Origin of the sequence: Clostridium estertheticum subsp. estertheticum (assembly GCF_001877035.1) — a bacterium.
GTDB classification, from domain to species: domain Bacteria; phylum Bacillota; class Clostridia; order Clostridiales; family Clostridiaceae; genus Clostridium_AD; species Clostridium_AD estertheticum.
Genome location: NZ_CP015756.1, coordinates 957,063 through 979,995, shown reverse-complemented (window position 1 = coordinate 979,995; position 22,933 = coordinate 957,063). Strand labels below are relative to the sequence as shown.

The following is a 22,933-nucleotide window of genomic DNA, read 5'->3' as shown; positions in this document are numbered from 1 at the left end:
AACAGCCACAACCCTATGTAATTCAGGATTTTGGCCGTTTAAGTCAATTCTATCATTTAATATTTATAATTTAAAGTTAGATATCATTTTCCGTTTTATTCTTATCAGTTTTGTTCTTAAATCCACCCATTTTTGAGCTTACTTTTGATACTAATCCCGGAACCATTTGGATAAGGTTTTCAAGGTTACATTTTCCCTTTATAGAAAGCATTGTTACACTTCCATCTTTTATAACTAAAATAGCAGTTGGGGTTATCTTAGCTCCTGCCCCAAGTCCTCCTCCAGTACCTTCGCCGTCCTTAAGAGTATTCCCTGTTCCGCCCCCTGTTCCGCATCCAAATGAAACTGTAATAAGTGGTATTAGTGTTGTTTCTCCAACAATTATTGCCTCACCAACTACTGTCTCTGTCTTTAAAAATCTTTCAAGATTTGAGAATAATGCTTCAGCATTCTCTGTCATATTTATCATAACTTTTTCCTCCTAATATTCTAAATTTATTTATTATGTAATCATTATTAACTTTACACTTAACAGTACACATAAACCATTAAAAAGTTTCAAATTTTTTATGCTTTTTTAAATATTTTTTGTCTACTATTTTTCTTAAATACAAATCTAAGTGTTTTTATTATAGCTGATAGTAAAGAAATCTTGCCATGAACATCACACTCAATTTCAATTATTTCATCATCAAATACTGGTTGTAAATTAATATCACTTTTAGGGATAAGATTTGATATTAGAGGAATAATTCCACAAATCATACCTGCAAGCGAAGGGTCATCAAATCCATAAACCCCATTTATTTTGACTGTTTTTGGTTTTACTATATTTATTATATCTTTAAAATAACTGATTAAATCATTTATGAATTCTCGTTCTATATAATCTTTTATATTAAAATTATTCTTTTTCTTACTATTCTTATTATTCTTTTCCATCTCTTCTTTTTCAATTTTTATACCAGGACTTTTTATTTCTTTTCTAATAATACGTAGACCCATAATTTTTATTAAAAATGTTTCTTTAGTGTCTTCATGTCTCACCATTACTTTTATAATTTTTTTTAAAAATAATAAAGTTATATCCACATTAATTTTTTCATCGATTTTTGAGCTTATATAATATTCAAAGGGAATTATTAAAAACAATAAAATAATACCAAATGTAAAGATTAATAAATAAAGGAGTATTCTTAATATTAAAAATAAAACAAACAAATCAACGCCTCCTTTTCCCTAAGGTTCTAACCTAATTTTAGTTTTTTCAGAATACCTATTTCAGCTAACTTGTTTTTAACCATATGTTTTATAGGTTTTTTAATAAAATTAAAAGTAGATTCGATTTTATTGTTAATAAAATTATTATATGGATTATGTTTATAAACTACACTTGATCCTTTTATAGCCTTATTTATACCACTATATGTTTTTATTACATTATGTATTTTAGATTTAATAGTAGTTTTCTCCATTTCAAATATACAGTTTTCTGTAACAAGTTGTGAAATTGTACTTAGTTTATCAGGAAATTTAATATTAATAAGTTCATCTTTAATATTTTGATTAATCAAAGTTATTAATTTTAGATCCTTTTGACAATCAGTGCAATATTTTATATGCTCTTCAACGAATATTTTCTCTAGTGGTTGAATTGTCTTGTCATCAAAAGTGTATAAAAGTTCTTTATCAAATTTACAGCACATAATTACACCTCCATATCATTTTCTAGTTGTTTCTTTAATATAGCTTTAGCCCTATATAAATCAGTTTTAATGCTTCCAAGCGGTCTATTTAGCAATTCTGAAATTTCTAAATAACTCAGATCATCAAAATATCTTAATGCAATTACCATTCTATAATTACATGGTAAATTTATAAGTCCATCCTTTATTATCTTTTTTAACTCCTTTTTCTGAACTTCCTCTTCTAAATTATAGTCAGAAACAATTGTGTCTTCTAGACAAAGTCCACTCGCATATTCATAATTTAATGAAATAATATTACTTTTAATATTTCTTTTATAATTTATACAGGTATTTACCGTAATTCTTCTTATCCAGGGGCGAAAGGGCCTCTTTTCATCAAAAGTTGATATATTTTTAAAAACTTTTATATAAATTTCTTGTACAATATCAAGAGAATCTTGTTCATTTTGAGTGTAACTATAACAAATACTATATAAATATCGCTCGTAAATCTTAAAAAGTTCCATAAATGAGGACTTGTCATGTTTTTTACATCCAGATATTAATTTTTTTTCAATTCGTTCAACATCTCCTTTCGTTCCTAAAGTAGAAGTTAAAACATCTCTTTATAATATACACATAATTAATGAATAAAGTTTCAACTTAATATTATTATCGCTAAAGTTTTTATATTTAAATGTCGATAAAGTAAATAACAAATAACTTTCAAATTCATAGATAATATTAATTATATATTGGAGGTATTTAAAATGATTAAGAAATTAGCAAATGGTGAATTGGATGTAACTGTACTAGAAATCAAAGATGTTATTGATATTAAATTACTTCAAACCTTTCAAGATAATTTCGCCACTGCAATGACTATGGCAAGTGTTACTGTAGATAAAGATGGTACCCCTGTAACTAAACCGAGTTCATATACAAAGTCATGTTTAGAGTTTACACAGTCTACAAAAATAGGCTGCGAAAGATGTGCATTATCACACAAAAAAGGTGGCCAGGAAGCTGCAAGAACTCTAAAACCGTGCATATATACTTGTCATGCTGGATTATTGGATTTTGCTGCGCCTATATTAGTAGGTGACCATCTAATAGGTACCATGTTAGGAGGCCAAGTTTTAACCTCTGCGCCAGAAGAATCTAGATATAGAAAAGTAGCAAATGAGATAGGTGTTGATGAAGAAGGTTATATTGATGCAGTTAATGAGATAGCTTTAACCACTGAAAAAAATGTAACAGCAGCTGCGGAAGTATTATATATTGTAGCTAATTCACTTTCACAAGCAGGCTATCAAAAACTTAAACTAAGCACTATGTCACAACACCTTTCCGATAATTTTAGCCAGATATCTGCAACTATGGAAGAACTCAGTGCTTCTTCAATAACTGTAACAAATAATCAGCAAAATTTAAGTGATGAAATTATTAACGTAAAAGCTATATCAATAGATATAAATACAATACTCGATTCTATAAAAAGTATAGCTACTCAGACAAAAATGCTCGGATTAAATGCCGCTATAGAAGCTGCTAGAGCAGGAGAATCTGGTAAAGGTTTTGGTGTAGTTGCAACTGAGATAAGATCTTTATCAGAAAATTCAAAAGAAACTGCTGTTAAAATATTAGCACTTACAACTAAAATACAAGAATCTGTTGATAAAACTATCGAAACTTCTCACGCTACACTTGAAACTACCGAGCAACAATCAGCTGCCATTCAAGAGGTTACCTCTAATCTTATGGAAGTTACAACTTTATCTGATGCATTAAATGAAATGGCAAATAGTAAATAAAAAGCTAATGATAATTCCAAAGGCTAAATTTTGGAATCATCATTAGCTTTTAAGTTTAAGCTCCTAATGATATATTCTCTTCCTTTTCATCATCTTGCGCTCCATTTTTAACAATAGCATTTACGAACTTCTTTCCATATGGGAGACAAAATTGTATGCATGGACCAGTTAACAATGCAGATATTATTGTACCTATACCAAACACCCCGCCCAGTGCAAAACCGATTACTAAAAAGCTAATATCTAATGCCATTCTAATCCAACGATATTGAAAATTAGTTTTATCTTGTATTATAAATGGAATAATATCATTTGGCGCAACACCTATATCACTTGCCGAAAGTATAGAAAATCCAATTGCAATTAGAATACATCCAAATACAACTAAAAGCATTTTTAAACCAATATTTAAAGATGCTATTGAGAAAAATGAAACAGCCTTTACTCCAAGATCTATAATTGGGCCTACTCCAACTACGCATATAATTGTTCCTATTTTTATACGTGTTCTTTCAACTAAAAGTATTATGCAAAATAATACAAATAAAATAATCATATTAGCATTTCCAGGTGTTTTATGTAATAAAAATGCTAATCCTTGAGTGAATAAAGTAAAGGGATCAGAACCAATATTAGTCTTTAAAAACAAGGCTACCCCTAGCTGTATTATACTCATTCCTACAAAAAACAGAATTAGTCTTTTAAATAAATTTAGTTTCTTAGTCATATCTTCATCCTTTTCTTTAGTTTTATAGTTGCTCTTTATTATATTTTCATAATTTCATTTATAAACTGACAAAAAGAGCAACTTTAATTATACAATAATACAAATTTATATACAAGTATATATTATTTCCTTAATGTTTTCTATTTTTGTTTAAATTCTGACCAAATTGAATCATACACCTTAGAGGCACTACCAGCGTCCTGTAAATGTTTAGCCTTGCTGAATTCATCTTTAGGTATATAGATAGCCTTATTATTAAGAACTGTTTGAGGCATAAATTTTAGAGCGGCTGTATTAACATTTATATACTCTATACTAGTTGTAATATCACTGCTTGCTTTACCCTCTAATACAAAATTTATAAATTTCTGCGCATTTTCTTTATGTGGTGCATTAACAGGCATTATTAAATTATCTTCTTCAAATTGCATTCCCTCTTTTGGATAAACAATTTTAAACTTTTTATTACCCTTAAGTGCTGCCGATGCCTGTGATCCCCACATAACTCCAATATTGGTATCTCCATTAATTAAACTAGTCATTGGTGTATCTGCATCAAACACTTTAACATTTGCCCTAAGTTTTGTTAATTCCGCTTTAGCTCGTGCAAGTTTTGCTGGATCTGTCTCATTAATGCTATAACCAAGCTTTGTTAATGCCATACCAATAACTGATCTTGAGTCTTCAAGTAATACCTCAGAACCTTTCAATGAAGGATCCCATAAATCACTTATGCCTTTAATATCTATTTTAACTTTATCTGGATTATAAACTATCATTTCACTTCCAAGTGAATAAGGCACTGAATACTTATTTGACGTGTCATAATATTGACCCAAATAAGCCTTATCTATATTTTTATAATTAGGAATAGCCGCTTTATCAATAGGTTGTAGTAATAAGTTTTTCTGTTTCGCAATAATTTGAACCATATAATCCGCACAAATTATTACATCATATGTTCCACCTTTTGATGCCTGTAGCTTTGAAAGCATCGCTTCATTTGTAGAAAAGTTGCTATAATTGACCTTAATTCCCGTCTTTTTTTCAAAATCTTTTACAACGTTATCTGGAACATAATTTGCCCAAGTATAAATATTAACTTCTTTTTCATCATTCTTCTTTGATGTACTCGATTTTCCACACCCAACAAATGTAGATCCTATAACTGAAACTGCGAGTAAAATTATTAAAGCTTTAAATCTTTTTTTTAACATATAAATCCCCCCTAATTTCTTTAACAAAGAAAAATTGATTATAAATGTATTCTATTTTTCCCTCCTTATTTTTATAACCTGTGATAATATTAAAACAGCAAAAGTTGTTACTAACATTATTGTGCACAATGCGTTTATTTCAGGTGAAAGCCCAAATTTTAACATTGAGAATATTTTAATTGGAAGTGTAGTACTTGCTGGTCCACTCAAAAAGATATTTATGATTATATCATCCAGTGACAGTGCAAACGCAAGCATAGCACCTGAAAGCACTGCTGGTAAAATCATTGGAAATGTAATTGTTCTAAACACCGTAAGTTTTGATGCACCCAAATCCATCGCCGCATCTTCAATTGACAAATCAAGTCCAGCAAGTCTTGATTTAACATTTATAAATACAAACGGGGTGCAAAAGGTTGTATGTGCTAGTACTAATGTAAATATGCCCAAATCAATTTGAAGAGTTGAGAACAAAATTAGTAATGATACTCCCATAATTATCTCTGGAATTACAATTGGAATATAAACAAGTAAACTTATAATTCCTTTTCCTTTGAAATTATGCCTTTTTAGTCCGATTGCTCCAAGAGTCCCAATTATTGCTGAAATTATTGTACTTAAGGTTGCAATAGTTAAACTATTTACAAGTGCTGTAATTACATCATCATCAGTAAATAACTTAGTGTACCAATCAAGAGTAAAACCACTAAAAACTACATTAGATTTTGCAGCATTAAAAGAGTACATAATAATTATTGCTATTGGAACATACAAAAACGCAAATATACAAAATATATATGTTCTCTCGAGTCCTTTTGATAATTTTGAATCCATTAGAACACCTCCGTGTCTAACTTTTTACCAACAATTTTCACATAAACCAGAATTAAAATTAAGGATATAAAAATCATTATTATTGACAGCGCTGCCCCAAAGGGCCAATCATTCGCTCCCATAAATTGATTTTCAATTAGATTTCCAATAAGCATTACATTACTTCCACCCATTAAATCTGGTATGAAAAAGAGTCCTACAGAAGGTACAAATACTAAAATACAGCCAGCAACTATTCCTGGCATAGTTAGCGGCACCGTAACTGTTCTAAAAGTCCTCCATCTACTTGAACCAAGATCTTTAGCTGCTTCAATATAAGCTCTATCCATTTTATCTATAGAATTATAAAGCGGAAGTACCATAAATGGAAACATTGTATATATCATTCCAATCATTACTGCTCCATAAGAGTACAACATCTTTAATGGTTCTTTTATGATTCCAGTTATAAGTAGTGCATGATTTAATATTCCATTAGTACTTAGAATTACAATCCACCCATAAGTACGTATTAATGAATTAGTTAAAAATGGTGCCATTATTAAAAGCATTACTAAAATTTTATATTTCTTTATCTTGGTAGCAAAATATGCAAAAGGATATCCAAACACCAAGGTAAATAATGTTGTAACAAAAGCTACTACTATAGAGTCTAGAAACACCTTGACATACAGAGGCCTAGCCATTCTTGTATAATTTGATATTGTTGATATATAAACTATACTACCGTCATCGCCCCTTTGCATAAAGCTAATAAACACAATATACAAAAGTGGGATAGCCACGAAGAAGAGCATCCAAAAAGATATTGGAACTATTGTCAAAACCTTTAAAATATTTTCTTTCACATTTTTCATTTTAGTCACCTAACCTTCTTCAACTATAACTACATCTTCAGGTTCAAAGTACATCCAAACCTCACTACCTATACCTATTAAATCTTTTTTCTTATCATAATCACAAACTATAATTTCCTGCCCGCCTTCAATTTCTATAGTAGTTTTAATGATAGATCCAATATAACTATGTTCTTTTATTGTTGCAATAAGTCCGATTGGCGGTTTTTCCCTAGTATATTTTATGTTTTCCGGTCTGATTAAAATATAGCTTTCTTTATTTCTTGAATTATCATAATTTTTATAATTCAAGTTCATATCATATTCACCAATTTTAACGGATATCTTTTCTTCATCAATCCTTTTTATTTTGGTCTTAATTAAATTAGATTCTCCAATAAAACCGGCTACAAATTTCGTCTTAGGCCTCTCGTATATGTCTTCTGGTGTTCCTATCTGTTCTATGATTCCATCATTCATAACTACTATTCGATCAGACATATTAAGTGCTTCCTCTTGATCATGTGTAACATATACAAAGGTAATTTGTAATTTTTTTTGAAGTTTTTTAAGTTCGACTTGCATTTGTTTTCTAAGTTTTAAATCAAGTGCACCCAACGGCTCATCTAAGAGTAATATTTTAGGATTGTTTATTAGCGCACGGCCTATTGCAACTCTTTGTTTTTGACCACCGCTTAGTCCATCTATTTTTCTTTTCGCGTACCCTTCTAGCTGCACTAAACTAAGCATTTCAATAACTCTCTTTTTTATTTCTATCTTATTCACCTTTCTAATTTTTAAACCATACGCTATATTATCGAACACATTCATATGTGGAAATAATGCATAGTTTTGAAATACTGTATTTACATTTCTATCATTAGGTTGCTTATTTTCAACATGTACCCCTTCTAGTAGAACGCTCCCACTTGTTGGTTTTTCAAAACCTGCTATTATTCTAAGGGTCGTTGTTTTCCCACAGCCACTTGGCCCTAGTAGCGTTAAAAACTCACCTTTATTTACCTTTAGCGATATATTCTTAATTACTTCCTGATTTCCAAACTTTTTTATTATATTATCTATTTCTAATATAATTTCTGACAATTTAAAAAAACTCCTCTCCGTTTATCTAATATTAAAAAATATAATTCTAAAAATTTCTATTCTAATTATACCATAATGTTCATAATTATGATTATATATCCTAATCATACTATGTAGTTGCCTTTTCTTTATTAACCATCCATATACCTAAACATACTAATACAAGTGCAACCATATTTTTATATTCAAATATATTTTCATTTAAGAATATTGCTGAGAGTATTGATCCGAAAATTGGTATTAAAAAATTAAAAATGGACACGGGACCTACCTTATTATATTTTAGAAGCAGATTCCATAATGAAAATGCCGCTGATGACAATAAGGCAAGGTACATTAATAAAAGTGAAGAATCCATTGTAAAATGATAAACGCTACCACCGGATAACATTCCAAGTAACATTAACATTATTCCTCCTACAAAAAGGCTATACCCCGTCACCACCATTACATCCATGCTTTTAGTAAGTTTTTTACCATATATAGCACCTACTGCAGAAACAAATGCCGCAATCATTAAAAATCCTTCTCCATTAAACCTAAAAGAAAAATCCAATAAGTCAGTACTAAAATTCATACTCATAACTCCTATAAATCCTAGAATACATCCAAGTATTTTCTGCATATTCAATTTATCATTTACATATATATAATGAGCTAAAATAACACTAAAAAATGTAACAGTAGAATTCATTATAGATCCTTTAACACCTGTGGTATTAGAAACACCAATATAAAAAAATATATACTGAAGTGTTGTTTGAATTACGCCCAAACAACTTAAATCCAGAGCATTTTTTTTTGAAATATTAAATATTTTCTTTCCACAAGTTTTAGCCATAACAAGTAAAATTAGCCCTGCTATAATAAATCTATAACCTGCAAATACAAGCTTTGAAGGTATATCACTTGCGGAAATATTAAACATTGTATATCCATTTTTAATCGCTGGAAATGCACTCCCCCATAAAAAACAACAAAATGTTGCAATAATAGCTACAACTTTTTTATTTGTAAAAATGTTTTTGTTTTTCAAAATAATCAAAATCCTTTCCTATCTATTTATTTAACACTAATCATTATACAGTTATCCTCTATTCAATACCAATTTCAATATTAATTACCATATTTAATAATAACTTTAACAAAATGACTCTATTAATAATATTATATAATATGTTTCTTTATTTATATTAAAAATCTAAAATACGTAATAAAGGAGGAGATTATATGCGAATAAATAATATAAAAAACTCAAATTTATCTACACTTAAGTATTTATATTCTAATTATAGAGAAATAGCCTATCCTGCTTTGAAGGGCATATTTGAAAGCTGCATATTAAGCCGTGAGTTAAGTGATGACAATGATGAAATTTTGGATGTTACTGCTTCACTTTTAATAAAGACTCACAATGACAAGACAATTTTGCCAACAATAGTGGATACTATTTTTTCTAGAAATAGAAAAGGTCAATTTAATCATGACCTAATATGGACTTTTTTTCAAGCAAGAGATCCCTACAGTCTAATGTTAATTGCAAATTACCTGGATTCAGAAAACATAAATGATGTTAAATTAGCTGGTCAACTTTTAGATTTTGTGCCCGCAATAGATATGACTCGAATCGTGGATGTTAAAAAACAATATCTCTCTTTTTTCTACTATCTTAAAGAAAACTACCCTTTTTTATATTTTACAGGTGAAAGTTACCAACGAACAAGTAACCCTAAGCCTTATGCAATAGCAATCGATGCCAAATATTTATGTAAACGGGTATCAGTTTATACTGGTAAGCCCTTTATCCCATTAACAAAAAAGGAAAATAACTTATCTAATTATTTTAACAAATTAGATGATAATAACAAACAATTACTATCAAACTTCTCTCTTAAAATTCAATATGAAAATAAATATTTATGGAGGTCATGGATTAACCAACCCATAATTAATCAAATAAACATAGCGGAGGTTAATAGATGATAATAATTTCTGGAAGTGTTGTTAACGTTAATACCTTTATTCATGATTATAATCCAAATGATATTGAAAAAGATATTATAACTAAGATGGATTTAAGTAAATCGCAATATAAATATGATTCATTAACTCAATTTAAATTTGAGTTAGATTTTCGATATAGTATTGTTATTGCTGCAAAAAATCTAAATAAAGGAGATATGGATTTCAGAACCTTTCGTAAATCAATATGTAACCCTGATTATTGGGATCGTACTAAGGAAGGTGGCTTTATATTAAAAAAAGGAGTAGCCCCTAGTGATGCTATTAAGGATATTTCTATAAATAGTTCTAAATATGGTACTGAATGTGCAACCGCCATGGTTATTATTTATTATCAAGCATTACTTAATATATTCTCTGCAAATCTTTTCAATAGATTATTTCCAAATATACAGTTAATGAATTGGCATTATATAGATAATCTTCTTGAAGATGTGGGTTTTATAAAAAAACGAAGTGACTATTTCCCAGGTGATAGAAGATATTTTTACAATCCGGATGTAGATCCCGTAGCACCTGAGTGGCAAGGAGAAAATGTTATAGACCTTAGTAATGGTCTTTATTATGGGCATGGCATAGGAATCGGAGATGCTGACGAAATAATTAGTGAATTAAATAAATTTAGAATAAAAGAAGCAACCACCTCTTCTTACTTATTAGATTCAGCTGCACGCCCGGATTTTAAATCTTTAGCTGATATAAAATAAACTGTTTCTAAAGGTAAATTTTTACCTTTAGAAACAGTTATTTTTACACTATCCGATTTTTCTTTATATTTTTTCAGCTAGATTCCCCATCATTTCAGCTGTTGAATTTAATTCTTCAAGTGATGCTGCTATTTCCTCAAGTGTCGCAGCCTGACCCTCAAACACTCCTGTTGATTTACTTACTTTTTCGTTTATACTTTTTATCGAAGCCGCAATGTTTTTTAATACATCATCCACCTTTTTAACTGATTCACTAGTTGAAGTTGATAATTTCCTAATTTCTGTTGCAACTACTTTAAATCCTCTCCCTGCCTCTCCTGCTCTTGCAGCTTCAATTGCAGCATTTAAACCTAACATATTTGTTTTTGATGAAATTGCTTGAATAAAACTTAGAATTTCATCTGTATTTTTTGAGCTTTTATCAGTTTCTTCAACTTTTAAAACTATATCTTCATTCATATTAACCACATCTTGTACTCCTAAAGAAAGATCGTTAACAGCATCTGATATTTGCCCAAGAGCTGATGATAAAGTTTGAGAAATGCTCATTAACTCATTTCTTTTAATTAAACTTTTACCCATTACAATGCACCCTTCTACTACTCCTTGTTTATTATGAACAGGAATTGCATAAGATCTAAATGGAATTCCATATACCTCTTTTGGCACATCTTTAACAAGAACTTTATCATTTTTAATTGCCGTCTGTATTGCTCCACCCTGTGGTATTTCGTCGCCTTCCTTTAATTTCAAATCTAAATTTGGATTACATACTACATTCAAATATGTTTGTGTATCTGCTACCCCAAAAGAAACATCATCATCATCAAAGAAATAGGGTAAGTACGGTAATAAAGTATTGAACGCATTTAATGCCTCATTGTTAGAAATTGTTTTTTCCATCCTTATTTTTCTCCTTTTTATTATAAATTTATCTTTTTTGATCTAATCATTTAATACTCGTTTATTATGTATAATTCTTTATTTTTTTACATAAAAGTCTTATATAATACACAAATTCAACATTTTACTCCCTATTGGCTACAACTAACATCATTTTAAAATAGCCTGTTATTAATATAGAAACTATAAGCATTGCCACCTTTTTTCTTAGTAAAATACATTGCTTTATCTGCATTATGAATTAGACCTTGCGTATTGTCAGATCCATCAGGATAAATAGTAATTCCTATGCTTATATGTACATCCAAATTGACATTATTCCATTTTACAGGCTTATTCACAAACTTAAGTATTCTATCGGCAATCATTAAAATATCTTCTTTACCCTTTATAAAAGGTTGAATCACGAGAAACTCATCTCCACCAAACCTACCAATTATATCAGTCCTTCTTACAGCTTCTTTTAGTCTTTTTGCTACTTGTTTCAAAACTTCATCCCCTGCATTGTGACCATGAATGTCATTTATTAATTTAAATTTATCTACGTCAAAAATTAATACTGCAAATTTATTTTTATTTGCTTTAGATTGGTTTAATATTTTTTCAAATTGATACATAAAAAACCCTCTATTTGGTATCTCTGTTAAAGCATCATAGTTTGCAAGGTACTTTATCTTTTCTTCAGATTCTTTCCTCTGCGTAATGTCACGAATAATATGAATTCGAAATAATTCTCCGTTTATTTCTGTAGTCTGTGAGCTTACTTCTACTGGAAAAGTTGTGCCGTCTTTTTTAACATTGATACCTTCATACACTATTCCTTCTGAAGCGGAAATCTCCATTTGTGCCTGATATTCCTTCATAGTTGAGGGCTCTCTTAATTGTTGTAATCTCATATTATGAAATTCTTCGCGAGAGTAACCATATTTTTCTACCGCAGTTTTATTTGCATCAATAATACGTCCATCTGATTTAAGATAAATGATTATATCCATTGCATTCTCAAACAGTATAAAGTATTTTTTTAACACTTCATTAGCTTTAATAATATCTGTAATATCATTAAATAAAATAATAAACTGACCTTTAGTTGGACTAATAATATTAACTTTATAATGTTTGTCTACACTTTTAATATATATATTTTGTTTTATACTTTTACCACTTAGTGCAACTTTACCGCATGTTTCAATCCATTTTGAATCTATATCAGGGTATACTTCTTTAATTGTTTTGCCTATAATATTTCTTTTTACTCCAAACATATCTTCAAAAAAATTATTAAATTCTAATATTTTAAAACTTACCGCTATTCCATCAACTCCACAAATAACCTCATTCAGCAGAAAACCCTCTTCCAAAGAGTTAAACAAATTATTAAAATATGTTTCACGATCACTACCGCATATGTAACGTTTAAACATTTATATTCATCGCCCCCTTCATCATAGAATTATGTTTTAAATATATTTAAAATCAACAGTCTATTTTAGAAAAGGCATAACAAAACATTGCTATACCTTCTTTGTAAACTATGTATAATATTAACTATCTAATTCTTCCACTCCGTCACATATTCCTCAAGTATCTTATGGAGCACTTTTCCTATTTTACTGTAATGCTCATCATCAAGATTTGCGAGCGATATTCTAATTGACCATTCAGGTCCATGAAATCCATCACCACCAAGTAATACTATAGAAGATTCTTGTGCTAAACGGAAAAGAATATCCACAGGTTTATATTTTTTTTGCAAATACTTTGCAAATTCATCACCATAATAATTACATGCCCACTCTAACAAATCAAATTCTGTATAATATGCTGCATCCAGCGGATCGCATCGGAGTTCTAAACCCAACCCTTCAAATAAAAGCTTTTGCCTACGATGGCAAATATCTTTAGTAAGCTGCTTATATTTATTTTCTTTATCAAGAAGTGCAAATACAGAGAAAAAAGCCATTTGTATTTGTTGTGGTGTTGATAAACCTGCAGTATGGTTTAGTGCTACTTGCCTACTATCTGCTACTATTCTATCAATAAAAGGGATTTGTTCAGGATTAGTTGATAATGATGAATAACGTCTTCTTGACCTTTCTTTTTTATCTTCAGGTAATTCTCTTAATAATTTATCAAATACATTATCTTCATAAAGAGCAATAGTGCCAAGGCGCCATCCTGTTACTCCAAAATATTTAGAAAAAGAATATACACCTATTGAATTATATGGCAAATCAGCTACTAACGAGCGGAAATTATCAACAAAAGTACCATAAACGTCATCTGAAATAATCATTAAATTAGGATTATCTTCTTTTACTATACTTTTTATAAGTTGAATTGTTTCAGATTTCATTGCTACAGATGCTGGATTGCTTGGATTTACAATAAACAAAGCTTTTATAGATGGATCCCTAAGTTTTTCAATTTGATCATTAGGGTATTGCCACGTATGCGTACCATCAGAAGTCGTCTCGGAAGCTAAAAGCTCAACAACATCAAAATTATACCGTGGTAAATGTGGAATCTCAAGATAAGGAGTAAATATAGGTGCCATTAAAGCAATTTTATCACCAATAGATAGTATATTATTAGCAATCAAACTATCAAATATATAACACATTCCAGCCGTTGCACCTTCTACAGCAAACAAATTGAATTTCCCATTCATTGGGGAGTTATAACACAATTCTTGAATAAGATAATCGTGAACAACTTTTTCAACATGTGTAAGCATTCTATCAGGTTCTGGGTAGTTATCTCCTATAATTCCATCTGCCAGTTCATGTACCCAATCATCTTGATCAAATCCTTTAGATGTTATTCCATAATTAATAATATTTTCAAGAAGCTCAACTCCTGGATAAGTAGGATTTTCTCTAATAAAATCTCGAAATCGATCTGCAATTCCTTTTTTTTCTGGCATCCCACCAAGATCATCATTGTTCCATACTCTACGTGTTTCTAAAACCGAAAAAAGACCAAATGTAAAAAAAGCTTCCCGAGGAGTTGCTGCTGTCCAATTTGGATTACCCCTGCCTGCATCTAGTAATGCATGTGCACCCTTTTCTTTTGAATCTTCTGCAAGGCTAATTAATTTATTCTTAAGTTCAAATGGACTTACCTTACCATAGATATGCTCTATTTCTTTACGTTTGACATCAAGTGTCTCCATATTTATCCTCCTAGTTTAACGATATAATTAATATTTGGAATAATAATTTATTCTATAATTTATTATACCATTCCTGTTAATTTCTTGACAATAAAGAAAATCTTTAATATACTTATGTAATTGATACTGATAATCATTTTCTTTTATTGGTTTATTTTTAATAGAATAATAATCTACAAATTAAAAGGGAGATTTTACTTTGAAATTCAAGCTAACTAATTTCATAAAAAAATATTTTCGTCTAATAGTTCAAATCTTGTTTTTTTCTTGCTTAATCTTTAACTTCGAATATGGCATCATAATTTGGGGTTTATTCACCATATTAACACTCTTTTTAGGACGCATATATTGTGGCTTCTTTTGTACAATTGGAGTTTACCAAGATTGGGTTGGCAATTTGGGTAAAAAGATTTTAAAAGATAAATTTGACACTTTAATTCCAAGAAAAACAAGTAAAATCTTAAGTTATTTTCGATATGTGGTTATGACAGCTTGGGCATTTTTCGCAACGTCCTTTTTTACAACAAATATAATGGGTAAAATAGGAAGCCCTAGTCCAAACGCGATAGTAAATTTAGCATTTTCAAGAGAAATTGTAGGTGTTGCCGTAATAATATCCTTTTGTATTTTTACAGTTCTTTCTCTACTGGTACGTCGTCCTTACTGCAAATACTTTTGCCACGGTTCAGTTGAAGCCGGTGCCCTAAGTTTTGCAAGAATTATTAAGTTAAAAAGAAATCCGGAGCTTTGCACCAACTGCCATCGTTGTGAGAAAATTTGTCCGATGAATGTTCCTATAACTAATTTAGAAACTGTATGTGATGGTAGCTGTATTTCTTGCTTTCAATGTATTGGGTCTAAAGGTTGTCCTAAAAAAGGAGCACTATATTTGGATGTTAAGCCATTAAAAAATATTTTCAAAAGAAATGAAACTGTCTTCGGAAAAATTTTAATAAAAAAAATAAATAAATCCATTTAATATATTTAAAATAAATATTAAGATCAAAGGAAGTGAATATATGTCAACTTTTATGGAAATAGCAGGAAAATACATAGTTGTTATGGCAATATTGTTAAGTATAATAGTTAATCTAAAATGGTTTAAAAAATGGAATGACTCTCCAAGTAAAACCAGAAATAATTTATTCCAAATACTCAAAATCGTATCTGTTTTATTTTTAATAGTATATGTATCTTCTGATCTACCTGAGTATATCACTGAACTTAAAAAGACAAGTGATGGGTCTTCTTTATTTAAAGCTCTAGTATTCCATTTTAAATAATATCTAACAATAATTTAAAGATAAAAGATTACTAATAGTTAGTGATCCTTTATCCTTAGTTAAATTATTTTTAAGTTACTTTTTTCTTTGCTTTTTTTTAGTAGCCTTTACCTGCTTTTTCTTATTCTTACTTTTCCCTTTGTTTAACTTACTAACTCCTAACATAAATTGAGATTTAGAGTCATTGTTTTTTTTAGCAAAACAATCCCAGCATCCTAGTTCTGCTATAGTATCATTAAAAAATGAATAACCTTCGTCCTTTAAATTCGGGAATTTTGTTATGTCATGTATTTTAATTGCGACGTCTACTTCTTCGAGTGATATACACTCCTCATCAACTAATTCATCCACGTAAGCTTTTTTTATATATTGATATAGTTCACTAGGACCTGCATCACAAGAATCGTATATAAGTTCATTCCAAACTTGTGAAAATTCACGTTCAAGTTTTCCTTCAAATAAACTCTTATAGTATTCAATAACTTCCTCTTGAGATATAACCCCTTCGCCCAGGAGTGCAATAAAGGATTTAATAGCAGCACTTCTAACATACTCATTAATGCCATTATCTTCCACTAATTTCTTTAATGGCTCTGTATCACTTCCACAAACTGATGCTAGAATCTTATGTAAGTCTTCAGTAAGATATTCACGGAAGATATCACTAGAAATTTCATTTTGTATACTAATCAAATCTATAATTGGATTAAGGCTTCTCTTTTCTTTAAACTGTGCTAACAAAAATATTGCATATATATGTGCAAAATAATCAGGTTTTTCTAGAATCTCTTCATAATTATCTTTAGCATTTTTTAATATTTCAAGTAATTCAGGTATAAACTCATCCCTGCGATTTATTATCTCTTTTAATTGTTCTTCTGGAAACTCCCCATTATTATATTCGATCTCTTTAAGTAATTCTTTCATAAAATAAAACTCCTTCTTCATTTAATTTGTTCACTACATTATATCTTATTTTTTGCCCAAAATTTAAAAAACGATAAATTATTACACTATTCGATATTTGATGACTATAGGTATCTTTAAAAATTAAAATATATACATAGATGCCGCCTTGTTTACACCTTCTAAAAATTGTAGTATATTATATACTAACTACAATAATTTTATTATTGAAAACTTATCTAAATTATTATAAAATTTATACGAAGGGGTGATAACCATGGAAGATTTTACAACACCAAATTATACTCACCTTGAGGATATTAAATTTAATATATCTGACTTAGAAAATTCATATTACGGTGGCAGTCAGTATTGGTTTCCCAAAAAACTTAATAAACTTAGTGGTTGTGGCCCAGTTGTTGCTGCTAATATAACTGCATATTTAGCTCAAATATTCCCTGATAAATACAGTGCTTTATACCCGTACAAGGGTATTGTTAATAAAAATGATTTTATCTTGCATATGATTGAGATTAGGAAATATGTAAAGCCAGGAATCTTTGGACTTACCTCTGTTCAGCAATTTTCAGATAATGTTTTAGATTTTGCAAAAAAAAGAAATGTCTCTTTAACATCTCATATTTTAGATTATAGTGCTAATAGTATTGATGAAGCTGTAACCTTTATTTTAGAAGCTTTATCACAAAGACTTCCAGTGGCCCTCTTAGTTCTTAAACATCCAGTAAAAGAATTTAAGGACTATGCTTGGCATTGGATGACTATAACTGGCCTAGATCTAAATTTGAAAGACAATATATATTACATCTCGGTATCCACCTATGGTGAACATCGAGAGATAAACTTAAATATGCTTTGGAATCAAAGACGTGCAAAAGATATAATTAGGCTGGCATATTTCATCTAAGAGTTCACCTTTTATAATCTCTTAAGACTTATAACTTTAAATAAGTCCTATGAGATTATTTTTTGTGCCATAAATTTTTATACTTATTTTAATTTAACTTATAGCTATTTATCTTTAATATTACTTTTAGAGAATGTTTTTGTTAAATATGATATAAAGAATCCGAAAATTATAAATCCTACTGGACCACCATAATTTTTTAAAATTGGAACTATTGCTTCTGAGAAATTCTTAGCTCCTGCAATATTTCCCCATCCTGCTCCAAAGAATGCTAATATACCTAATACAAAAACAACACTCGAAGCTATTATTACAGCTGCTTTTGATTTTAACATTACAAATGGAGGTACATTACCTTTAAGTCTAAATGTTAAATATGCAGCTGCAAGAACAATATAAGGTATTGCAAGTGATAGAGCTGACAACGTAGTTAATAGATTAAAGAATTTATCTATATTGTTTAATCCTGCAAGTGGTACTATTATTAATACTAATAATATGGCGCATTGAACCCAAAGTGCATTAACTAATGTTCCATCCTCACGTTTTTTTGTTAAAAAATTCGGGAATGTTCCACTAGGAACCTCTGAGAACATAGCTCTAATTGGAGATTCCAGCCATACTACATATGCTGCTACAGATGATATAGTTAAAATAAATGCATACATTTGAACAAATATTTTACCATTTAAACCCCAGTTTTCTGCTAATATCTTATAAACAACATACCCTGCATCTTTAACTCCAGCTTTAGTTATTAATTCAGGTGATGCAACTAAACATATTGCAAGTGATCCAAGTATATATGCTCCTGCTACAAATGTAGTCGCAATGATAACAGCCTTTGGGAAAACTTTTTTAGGGTTTTCGACATCCTTAATATATGTCCCTGCCACCTCAGCTCCAGCAACAGCAAGAATTAACCATGAAAATGTTGAAAAATAACCTGCATCAAATTTAGGAATGACTGTTCCTGATGTAAAGGCTGTAGCTGATGGTTGTCCTCCAACTAATACTCCAACAACTGCAAATAATATAAATATAACTGTAACGGCTAAAGTTAATTTTCCACCTAAATCACTTATTTTAGAGAATCTTTTAACTCCGGTTGTAGCAATATATGTTAATGCTATTGCTAGTCCCATGCCTATATAAGGTAATAAATATGCATTGGCATCGTTAAATCTATTTTCTCCAAAAAGAGTCCAAGATATCATTACTGGTATTCTTGCAAAAACCATTTGCAAATAGAATAAATTAGCAACAAAATAGGACCAAGTGCCAATAAACGCCCATTTGGGTCCAATTGAGCATTCTATCCAGTTGTATAAGCCTCCCTCTTTGTCTTTATTAGCAGAAGCAAGTTCTGCTATCATTATTGATAAAGGCAAAAAGAATAATAATGCAACTATAAGCCATGATGGAATAGCCGCGGGTCCAAGTGTAACAGCATTTGAAGCAATATTTCCAAATCCGAAAGTTGGAACAAAAATTAACATTACTAACGTCCATAAACCGAGTTTTTTTGCATTTTTCATAATTTCACTCCTTAATTTTAGATCCCCCTATATCATTCTAGAAAATGCGTTAAATCCCTCTAAGCAAACTCAATTTAATTCTTTACTCCATACAAAAATACAAAACAAAACAGGCAAATTCAAAGAATTAGCCTGTTTTTATTATAACTTACAAAAAATTTATGATTTTATATGTTCCATCACTATTGTCTTCTGTCTTATCTTTTTTACTTCTAATTTTACTCCCATTTTCTAATGGCCCAATATCAGAATGCTTTTTAACAAGTTGGTCTTTTATACTATGGCTTTCTGCTATATTATTTAGACCATCCATAACATCATTGTTTTCATTATAATATATACTGTTATTATCTGACATACAAATCCCTCCTCATTTCTTTAAAGCAATAGTATTATTTTAGGCTTTTTTAACCACTGTAATACTATGAAATTTTTGGAATTTATATATTAAAATAATAAACACTAAAATTCTTTACATTTATAAATTTTTAGAAATTTGTTCCTCTGGTAATTCACCATCTATTCCTAAATAATAGTGACGAATCGGCTTTAAATTATCATCCAATTCATATACAAGTGGGACTCCAGTAGGTATATTCAAACTTACAATGTTGTCACTCGATATATTATCAAGATATTTGACTAAAGCTCTTAAAGTATTTCCATGTGCAGAAATTATAACCTTCTTACCTACTTTTATTTGAGGTACTATCTCTTGAAACCATTCTACCATAACCCTCTTTATAGTATCCTCTAGACTTTCAGTTTTAGGAATCTCCTCTTCTCTTAATGCTTTATATTTTAACTCTGACCCAGGATACCTTTCATCCTCAATCGAAAGTTCTGGTGGCCTTACATCTACGTATCTTCTCCATTTATGGACTTGTTCATCTCCATATTTTTTCGCCGTCTCCGCCTTATTTAAACCTTGAAGTGCTCCATAATGCCTTTCATTTAGCTTCCATGACTTATATACAGGAATCCACATTAAGTCCATCTCATGCAAAACAATCCAAAGTGTTCTAATTGCCCTTTTTAATACAGAAGTATATGCTATGTCAAAAATATACCCATTCGCCTTAAGTATTTGACCAGCCTTTCTTGCTTCAATTAATCCATTCTCTGATAAATCTACATCTGTCCAACCAGTAAATCTGTTTTCTTTGTTCCAAAGACTTTCACCATGTCTTATTAATACAAGTTTAATCAACATAATCACTCCCTACTTAATTAAATATTTCTATTATCAACCTATGACAAACTACCTCTTATTAAATATAATATACTATGCTTATTATAACACCACTTGCTTATGACTTTATACCCAAAAATATATTACAGTAAAAAAATAAGCTAAAAGTTTTGGTATTAAACTAATACCATACTTTTAGCTCATATATTTTATATATTAACCCTTCACACTACCTACAGTAAGCCCACCAACAAGATATTTAGACAAACAAATGAATAATATCATTACAGGGACAGCTGTAATTAAAGCACCAGCAGAATATATACCCCATGCAGTGTTGAATTGTCCTTGCATACTTACAAGCCCAACTGGTAGCGTTAATTTCCCTGTTTCATTTATGATTACACTTGCAACTATATACTCAGACCAAGCTCCCATAAATGAGAATAATGCAGTTAATGCAACAGCTGGTTTTGCAAGTGGTAATATTATCTGATAAAATGACCTAAATATTGAAGCACCATCTACATAAGCACTCTCCTCAAGTGATTTTGGAATGGTATCATAGAATCCCTTCATCATCCAAATGTTAAATGGAATTGATGTAGATACGTAGATTACTGCCAATGCAAAATAACTATTTGTCATATTAAACTTAATTAACATTAAATATAGAGGTAACAAAGTCATAGCTAATGGAAACATCTGTGTAACTAATAACAAAGATAATCCCATTTGTTTACCCCTAAATTTAAATCTAGAAAATGCATATCCAGCAGTAACTGAAAGCATTACACTAAAAATGCAAGCAACACTTGATACAATCAAACTATGAAGGAGCCAATTTAACATGTCATATTGTATAAACGCTTGCTTAAAGTTATCAAACGTTGCATTCGGTGGAATTATACTTAACGATTTACTAAATAATGCATTTGATGGTCTTAATGACACTGTTAATATATTTAATATTGGATATAGTGAGCATATACATGCAATTATTAAAATTGCATATATTAGAGTTATTTTTAAAGGAGAATCCCCTCTGTTAAATTTCGCTCCAAGTTTATTACTTTTCATGCCTTTCACCTCTAATCCTCTGATTTTTGAGCTCTAATAAATAATGTACTAAACGCTAACAAAATCAAGAATATAATTACCGAAAGCGCCGCTGATTGACCGTATCTGAAATATTGGAACGCTCTCTTAAACACCATAGTTATAAGAATCTGAGATTCATCTGAAGCTGAACCACTCGTGATTATATATATTATATTAACCATATTAAATGTCCATACTGTTCCAAGTACTATAGCAGGAGTGAGTATAGGTTTTAAAAGTGGTAAAGTTATTTTTTTGAATTTTTGAAAACCCGTTGCTCCATCAAGATCCGCAGCTTCATATAATTCTTCTGGAATACTTGAAAGTCCACCAAGTGATATCATCATCATAAAAGGGATTCCAAGCCATATATTAGTTATTATACACCCTACAAATGTCCAACTTGGTACAGATAACCACGGAATAGCTGCCCCATTACCAAAAATATGCGTTAAAATAATATTAACAGAACCGTATTCAACGTTGTACATACCTTTCCATGTCATTGCAGCAATATATTGTGGTATTGCCCAAGGCAAAATAAGCAAAACTCTTATAAATGCTTTACCTGGTAATTTTCTGTTTAAAAGTACGGCGAAAAATAATCCAAAGGAAACATGGAAAACTACGTTAATAACCGTCCATAATATCGTTCTTATCAATGTTGAATAAAATAAACTGTCAGAAAGTATATTAGTGTAATTATCGAGTCCAATCCAAGGATAAATCTGACTTTTTAAATTTAGCAAAGTTACATTTTTAAATGAAATTATAATTTCATATATAAGCGGATAAGCAACAACAACTAATAAGACTATAACAGCTGGTGCTAAAAAAAAGAAAGGTGTCATCTTACCTTGTCCTATCCCTAAACTAACATTACCTTTTTTCTTTTTTGTTTTTTTAACAGTTTGCATCATTTTGAACCCTCCTTTCTTTAAAATAAAAGAGGATTTCTCCC

The 22,933-nt window shown here is 29.9% G+C and carries 25 protein-coding genes; 6 read left to right on the top strand and 19 right to left on the bottom strand.

Annotated features, from left to right (window positions below; translation table 11 throughout):
* Window positions 1-76: 76 nt before the first annotated feature.
* The 4 genes from A7L45_RS04680 to A7L45_RS04665 form a co-directional block, all read right to left on the bottom strand.
* Window positions 77-469, bottom strand: coding sequence for a GerW family sporulation protein (locus A7L45_RS04680; protein WP_071611685.1), 393 nt, complete (start codon window positions 467-469; stop codon window positions 77-79).
* A gap of 98 nt (window positions 470-567) precedes the next feature.
* Entirely contained in the window at window positions 568-1,221 is a 654-nt protein-coding gene (locus tag A7L45_RS04675; RefSeq protein WP_071611684.1) for a DUF2953 domain-containing protein, read from the bottom strand.
* 26 nt (window positions 1,222-1,247) lie between these two features.
* On the bottom strand, window positions 1,248-1,706 hold the full coding sequence (locus tag A7L45_RS04670; RefSeq protein ID WP_071611683.1) for a zf-HC2 domain-containing protein: 459 nt from the start codon (window positions 1,704-1,706) through the stop codon (window positions 1,248-1,250).
* A gap of 2 nt (window positions 1,707-1,708) precedes the next feature.
* Entirely contained in the window at window positions 1,709-2,215 is a 507-nt protein-coding gene (locus A7L45_RS04665) for an RNA polymerase sigma factor (RefSeq protein ID WP_071611682.1), read from the bottom strand.
* A gap of 243 nt (window positions 2,216-2,458) precedes the next feature.
* Between A7L45_RS04665 and A7L45_RS04660 the strand changes: the two genes are divergently transcribed.
* The gene (locus tag A7L45_RS04660; protein WP_071611681.1) at window positions 2,459-3,502 is read left to right on the top strand and encodes a PocR ligand-binding domain-containing protein; all 1,044 of its coding nucleotides are present in this window, start codon (window positions 2,459-2,461) and stop codon (window positions 3,500-3,502) included.
* 55 nt (window positions 3,503-3,557) lie between these two features.
* Here the strand turns inward: A7L45_RS04660 and A7L45_RS04655 are convergent, their stop codons facing one another.
* The 6 genes from A7L45_RS04655 to A7L45_RS04630 all read right to left on the bottom strand — a co-directional run bounded on the left by A7L45_RS04655 (window position 3,558) and on the right by A7L45_RS04630 (window position 9,256).
* Window positions 3,558-4,229, bottom strand: coding sequence for a YczE/YyaS/YitT family protein (locus A7L45_RS04655; RefSeq protein ID WP_071611680.1), 672 nt, complete (start codon window positions 4,227-4,229; stop codon window positions 3,558-3,560).
* Between the two features lie 140 nt (window positions 4,230-4,369).
* A complete protein-coding gene (locus tag A7L45_RS04650) occupies window positions 4,370-5,446 on the bottom strand; it encodes a polyamine ABC transporter substrate-binding protein (RefSeq protein ID WP_071611679.1) in 1,077 nt (358 codons plus the stop codon).
* 51 nt (window positions 5,447-5,497) lie between these two features.
* On the bottom strand, window positions 5,498-6,280 hold the full coding sequence (locus tag A7L45_RS04645) for an ABC transporter permease (RefSeq protein ID WP_071611678.1): 783 nt from the start codon (window positions 6,278-6,280) through the stop codon (window positions 5,498-5,500).
* Window positions 6,280-7,137, bottom strand: coding sequence for an ABC transporter permease (locus A7L45_RS04640; RefSeq protein WP_071611677.1), 858 nt, complete (start codon window positions 7,135-7,137; stop codon window positions 6,280-6,282). Before A7L45_RS04640 ends, A7L45_RS04645 begins: the two co-directional genes overlap by 1 nt.
* 9 nt (window positions 7,138-7,146) lie before the next feature.
* Window positions 7,147-8,220 (bottom strand): ABC transporter ATP-binding protein, encoded by a 1,074-nt coding sequence (locus A7L45_RS04635; protein ID WP_071611676.1) that lies wholly within the window; start codon window positions 8,218-8,220, stop codon window positions 7,147-7,149.
* Window positions 8,221-8,329: 109 nt separating this feature from the next.
* Window positions 8,330-9,256, bottom strand: a complete 927-nt coding sequence (locus A7L45_RS04630) for a DMT family transporter (protein ID WP_151553643.1) — start codon at window positions 9,254-9,256, stop codon at window positions 8,330-8,332.
* A gap of 194 nt (window positions 9,257-9,450) precedes the next feature.
* On the opposite strand from A7L45_RS04630, the gene A7L45_RS04625 reads away from it, so the two are divergent.
* Window positions 9,451-10,203 (top strand): hypothetical protein, encoded by a 753-nt coding sequence (locus A7L45_RS04625; RefSeq protein ID WP_071611675.1) that lies wholly within the window; start codon window positions 9,451-9,453, stop codon window positions 10,201-10,203.
* On the top strand, window positions 10,200-10,949 hold the full coding sequence (locus tag A7L45_RS04620) for a protein-glutamine gamma-glutamyltransferase (protein WP_071611674.1): 750 nt from the start codon (window positions 10,200-10,202) through the stop codon (window positions 10,947-10,949). Before A7L45_RS04625 ends, A7L45_RS04620 begins: the two co-directional genes overlap by 4 nt.
* Before the next feature lie 63 nt (window positions 10,950-11,012).
* Here A7L45_RS04620 and A7L45_RS04615 read toward each other — a convergent pair whose 3' ends face one another.
* The 3 genes from A7L45_RS04615 to aspD form a co-directional block, all read right to left on the bottom strand.
* Complete coding sequence (locus tag A7L45_RS04615) at window positions 11,013-11,852, bottom strand: methyl-accepting chemotaxis protein (RefSeq protein WP_071611673.1); 840 nt, start codon at window positions 11,850-11,852, stop codon at window positions 11,013-11,015.
* A gap of 155 nt (window positions 11,853-12,007) precedes the next feature.
* Window positions 12,008-13,276 (bottom strand): diguanylate cyclase domain-containing protein, encoded by a 1,269-nt coding sequence (locus A7L45_RS04610; protein ID WP_071611672.1) that lies wholly within the window; start codon window positions 13,274-13,276, stop codon window positions 12,008-12,010.
* A gap of 128 nt (window positions 13,277-13,404) precedes the next feature.
* Window positions 13,405-15,027, bottom strand: coding sequence for an aspartate 4-decarboxylase (aspD, locus tag A7L45_RS04605; RefSeq protein ID WP_071611671.1), 1,623 nt, complete (start codon window positions 15,025-15,027; stop codon window positions 13,405-13,407).
* 256 nt (window positions 15,028-15,283) lie between these two features.
* Here aspD and A7L45_RS04600 point away from each other — a divergent pair, with 256 nt between their 5' ends.
* Complete coding sequence (locus tag A7L45_RS04600) at window positions 15,284-16,006, top strand: 4Fe-4S binding protein (RefSeq protein WP_236900480.1); 723 nt, start codon at window positions 15,284-15,286, stop codon at window positions 16,004-16,006.
* Window positions 16,007-16,046: 40 nt separating this feature from the next.
* Complete coding sequence (locus tag A7L45_RS04595) at window positions 16,047-16,310, top strand: hypothetical protein (protein ID WP_071611669.1); 264 nt, start codon at window positions 16,047-16,049, stop codon at window positions 16,308-16,310.
* Window positions 16,311-16,385: 75 nt separating this feature from the next.
* On the opposite strand, the gene A7L45_RS04590 is transcribed toward A7L45_RS04595, so the two are convergent.
* Window positions 16,386-17,237: a DUF1186 domain-containing protein gene (locus tag A7L45_RS04590; RefSeq protein WP_084647355.1), complete on the bottom strand. Its 852-nt coding sequence runs from the start codon at window positions 17,235-17,237 to the stop codon at window positions 16,386-16,388.
* 256 nt (window positions 17,238-17,493) lie between these two features.
* Here A7L45_RS04590 and A7L45_RS04585 point away from each other — a divergent pair, with 256 nt between their 5' ends.
* On the top strand, window positions 17,494-18,141 hold the full coding sequence (locus A7L45_RS04585) for a hypothetical protein (protein ID WP_071611667.1): 648 nt from the start codon (window positions 17,494-17,496) through the stop codon (window positions 18,139-18,141).
* 104 nt (window positions 18,142-18,245) lie between these two features.
* Here A7L45_RS04585 and A7L45_RS04580 read toward each other — a convergent pair whose 3' ends face one another.
* The 5 genes from A7L45_RS04580 to A7L45_RS04560 all read right to left on the bottom strand — a co-directional run bounded on the left by A7L45_RS04580 (window position 18,246) and on the right by A7L45_RS04560 (window position 22,892).
* On the bottom strand, window positions 18,246-19,679 hold the full coding sequence (locus A7L45_RS04580) for an amino acid permease (RefSeq protein WP_071611666.1): 1,434 nt from the start codon (window positions 19,677-19,679) through the stop codon (window positions 18,246-18,248).
* A gap of 148 nt (window positions 19,680-19,827) precedes the next feature.
* Window positions 19,828-20,037: a hypothetical protein gene (locus tag A7L45_RS04575; RefSeq protein ID WP_071611665.1), complete on the bottom strand. Its 210-nt coding sequence runs from the start codon at window positions 20,035-20,037 to the stop codon at window positions 19,828-19,830.
* Between the two features lie 120 nt (window positions 20,038-20,157).
* Window positions 20,158-20,889 carry a 2,3-diphosphoglycerate-dependent phosphoglycerate mutase gene (gene gpmA, locus A7L45_RS04570; RefSeq protein WP_071611664.1) on the bottom strand — a complete coding sequence of 244 codons (732 nt, stop codon included), beginning with the start codon at window positions 20,887-20,889 and terminating at the stop codon, window positions 20,158-20,160.
* Between the two features lie 198 nt (window positions 20,890-21,087).
* Window positions 21,088-21,951 carry a sugar ABC transporter permease gene (locus tag A7L45_RS04565; protein ID WP_071611663.1) on the bottom strand — a complete coding sequence of 288 codons (864 nt, stop codon included), beginning with the start codon at window positions 21,949-21,951 and terminating at the stop codon, window positions 21,088-21,090.
* 11 nt (window positions 21,952-21,962) lie between these two features.
* Window positions 21,963-22,892, bottom strand: coding sequence for a carbohydrate ABC transporter permease (locus A7L45_RS04560; protein WP_084647354.1), 930 nt, complete (start codon window positions 22,890-22,892; stop codon window positions 21,963-21,965).
* Between the last annotated feature and the right edge of the window lie 41 nt (window positions 22,893-22,933).

Bases quoted from the DNA above. Each gene is read 5' to 3' on its own strand.
- A7L45_RS04680 (WP_071611685.1), bottom strand. From the start codon at position 469: ATGATAAATATGACAGAGAATGCTGAAGCATTATTCTCAAATCTTGAA.
- A7L45_RS04670 (WP_071611683.1), bottom strand. From the start codon at position 1,706: ATGTGCTGTAAATTTGATAAAGAACTTTTATACACTTTTGATGACAAG.
- A7L45_RS04665 (WP_071611682.1), bottom strand. From the start codon at position 2,215: ATGGAACTTTTTAAGATTTACGAGCGATATTTATATAGTATTTGTTAT.
- A7L45_RS04660 (WP_071611681.1), top strand. From the start codon at position 2,459: ATGATTAAGAAATTAGCAAATGGTGAATTGGATGTAACTGTACTAGAA.
- A7L45_RS04655 (WP_071611680.1), bottom strand. From the start codon at position 4,229: ATGACTAAGAAACTAAATTTATTTAAAAGACTAATTCTGTTTTTTGTA.
- A7L45_RS04650 (WP_071611679.1), bottom strand. From the start codon at position 5,446: ATGTTAAAAAAAAGATTTAAAGCTTTAATAATTTTACTCGCAGTTTCA.
- A7L45_RS04645 (WP_071611678.1), bottom strand. From the start codon at position 6,280: ATGGATTCAAAATTATCAAAAGGACTCGAGAGAACATATATATTTTGT.
- A7L45_RS04640 (WP_071611677.1), bottom strand. From the start codon at position 7,137: ATGAAAAATGTGAAAGAAAATATTTTAAAGGTTTTGACAATAGTTCCA.
- A7L45_RS04625 (WP_071611675.1), top strand. From the start codon at position 9,451: ATGCGAATAAATAATATAAAAAACTCAAATTTATCTACACTTAAGTAT.
- A7L45_RS04620 (WP_071611674.1), top strand. From the start codon at position 10,200: ATGATAATAATTTCTGGAAGTGTTGTTAACGTTAATACCTTTATTCAT.
- A7L45_RS04615 (WP_071611673.1), bottom strand. From the start codon at position 11,852: ATGGAAAAAACAATTTCTAACAATGAGGCATTAAATGCGTTCAATACT.
- A7L45_RS04610 (WP_071611672.1), bottom strand. From the start codon at position 13,276: ATGTTTAAACGTTACATATGCGGTAGTGATCGTGAAACATATTTTAAT.
- aspD (WP_071611671.1), bottom strand. From the start codon at position 15,027: ATGGAGACACTTGATGTCAAACGTAAAGAAATAGAGCATATCTATGGT.
- A7L45_RS04595 (WP_071611669.1), top strand. From the start codon at position 16,047: ATGTCAACTTTTATGGAAATAGCAGGAAAATACATAGTTGTTATGGCA.
- A7L45_RS04590 (WP_084647355.1), bottom strand. From the start codon at position 17,237: ATGAAAGAATTACTTAAAGAGATCGAATATAATAATGGGGAGTTTCCA.
- A7L45_RS04585 (WP_071611667.1), top strand. From the start codon at position 17,494: ATGGAAGATTTTACAACACCAAATTATACTCACCTTGAGGATATTAAA.
- A7L45_RS04580 (WP_071611666.1), bottom strand. From the start codon at position 19,679: ATGAAAAATGCAAAAAAACTCGGTTTATGGACGTTAGTAATGTTAATT.
- A7L45_RS04575 (WP_071611665.1), bottom strand. From the start codon at position 20,037: ATGTCAGATAATAACAGTATATATTATAATGAAAACAATGATGTTATG.
- A7L45_RS04565 (WP_071611663.1), bottom strand. From the start codon at position 21,951: ATGAAAAGTAATAAACTTGGAGCGAAATTTAACAGAGGGGATTCTCCT.
- A7L45_RS04560 (WP_084647354.1), bottom strand. From the start codon at position 22,892: ATGATGCAAACTGTTAAAAAAACAAAAAAGAAAAAAGGTAATGTTAGT.